This window comes from Halomonas sp. IOP_6, assembly GCF_021151565.1.
GTDB lineage: Bacteria > Pseudomonadota > Gammaproteobacteria > Pseudomonadales > Halomonadaceae > Vreelandella > Vreelandella alkaliphila.
In genome coordinates this window covers 1-1,935 of record NZ_JAIRBO010000020.1, presented here as the reverse complement: position 1 = coordinate 1,935, position 1,935 = coordinate 1, and the positions used below count along the sequence as shown (strand labels likewise).

Sequence of the window (1,935 nt, the reverse complement as noted above, 5' to 3'; positions counted from 1 at the left end):
ATCGAGTAGGAAGGGGAGTCGCCTCCCCTGTCCTCTCACACCACCGGGCATACGGTTCCGTACCACGGCGGTTCATGAAGAACGGTTAAGCCCTCTTACCGTATCCAGTACCGAGATCAGTCCCTGGTCATAAAACCATTTCCTCGGCAGGGCCTGGTTCATGTGCGATGCCCCGGCGTTCCACCAAGGGCCTCGACCATTGCCTGCCGATTTCCAAGCTCGGGGCGCGTCCAGGCCCAGCCCTTGAAGTTTCCGGCGACGAGTCGCTGAACGTTTCCATTGCCGCCAGATTAGGCCGCGTAAGCGGCGACGTATCCATTGATCCAGCGCTTCCAAGGGCCGTTTCACATCAACAAAGCTGAAGTAGTTGGCCCATCCACGCAGGACTGGCCCCAACTCTTCGATTATCCGTTGGGTGTTACGCCCCCTGCCGCGCTTCAGGATCTCACGAACACGCTGCATCATGCGCTTCAGACTTGCCTTGGCCAGCGTCACCTTCGGCTGCTTGTGCCAAGTGAGACGGTAGCCCAGATAGCCGCGTTTCCATGGCCGGTCCACCGCACTTTTCGTGCGGTTGACCGTCAGCCGAAGTGAGCTCTCGAGATACTCACTCAAGCTGTCCATGACACGCTCGCCTGCCCGCCGACTGTTGACGTACACCTGAACGTCATCGGCGTAGCGGCAGAAGCGGTGGCCTCGGCGTTCCAGCTCCTTGTCCAGATCGTCCAGCAGGATGTTCGCCAGTAGCGGGCTGAGTGGTCCGCCTTGGGGTGTCCCCTGTCGCCTCGGCGTGGGCAAGCCGTGTTGCAACATACCCGCTTCCAGATAGCGGCGGATCAGGCGCAGCACGCGCTTGTCATCAACGCGCCGCGCTACCCGTGCCATCAGCAGATCGTGGTTCACTCGGTCGAAGAAGGCTTTCAGGTCAAGGTCGACCACCCAGCGGTGGCCAGCGGTAACATGGGCCTTCATGGCCGATACGGCCTGCTTGGCGCTGTGTTTGGGGCGGTAACCGTAACTCGACGCGGAGAACCCCGAGTCGAAGACCGGCATGAGCACTTGTGACAGCGCTTGCTGGATCAGTCGGTCGGTGACCGTGGGTATTCCGAGCTGCCGCACTCCGCCTTTAGGCTTGGGGATCGTGGCTGCTCGAACTGGACTCGGGTGATACGCATCGGCCAACAGCCGCTCACGCAGCGTTGGCCAGTGCTGTTTTAGGTGGTCAGCCAGTTGATGCACCGTCATGCCATCGACACCCGGTGCACCTTTGTTGGCAGCCACCTTACGGTAAGCTCGCTCCATGTTCTCCGGGTCAACGACCCGCTCCATGAGCGAGGCTGACTCCGCTTTCGTCCACGATAACGACGCCGGGATCGTCTCGACGCCCACCGGCTGGGGCGCGGAGTTCTGCTCCTGCCCCTCTGGGTGAGTGACGGTATTAGCGTCATGGTCTGTCTTCATGATCGATCCTCGAGACGTTATCGCCTACTCGCGGTTCTTCATGTTCGGCCCTTGGTGCCGTAGTGAACCGGCACTTACTATGGCCTCGGCTGACGTCTGGTAACCCATCCCGTCGCCTCTCGACGCCGGTAGCACTGTGGCAGATCACCAGACCTCCCAGGGTAAGACGCGCGACCTTCCCGCTTATGCCTGTCGGATCTACGTCATGGCGTTCCGTGCAAGTACCGGGCTTTGATGATTATGGCCATCTCACCCCGCCATGACGCCTCGTATCCGCTTCCTATTCGTCAGGCCAGCGTTTTGCCTTGGGCTTCCTTCAGATTCCCCCTCGCGAGGGACACCCTTGCCGTCGGCTAGCACTTCCCCTTGCCGGGCGTGCAGGGGACTTTCACCCCCAAGTCATCCTGAGGCACCACCCTCAGGAATAGCGCCTGTTAAGGCGCTGCGCGCCATGCCTGGCGCACCATAAAAAAA

Annotated in this window: 1 protein-coding gene; it reads right to left on the bottom strand. The window is 60.7% G+C overall.

Going from position 1 to position 1,935, the window contains the following annotated elements; genetic code table 11:
- Positions 1–72: 72 nt before the first annotated feature.
- Positions 73–1,461, bottom strand: coding sequence for a group II intron reverse transcriptase/maturase (ltrA, locus tag K7H08_RS18290; protein WP_231658682.1), 1,389 nt, complete (start codon positions 1,459–1,461; stop codon positions 73–75).
- Between the last annotated feature and the right edge of the window lie 474 nt (positions 1,462–1,935).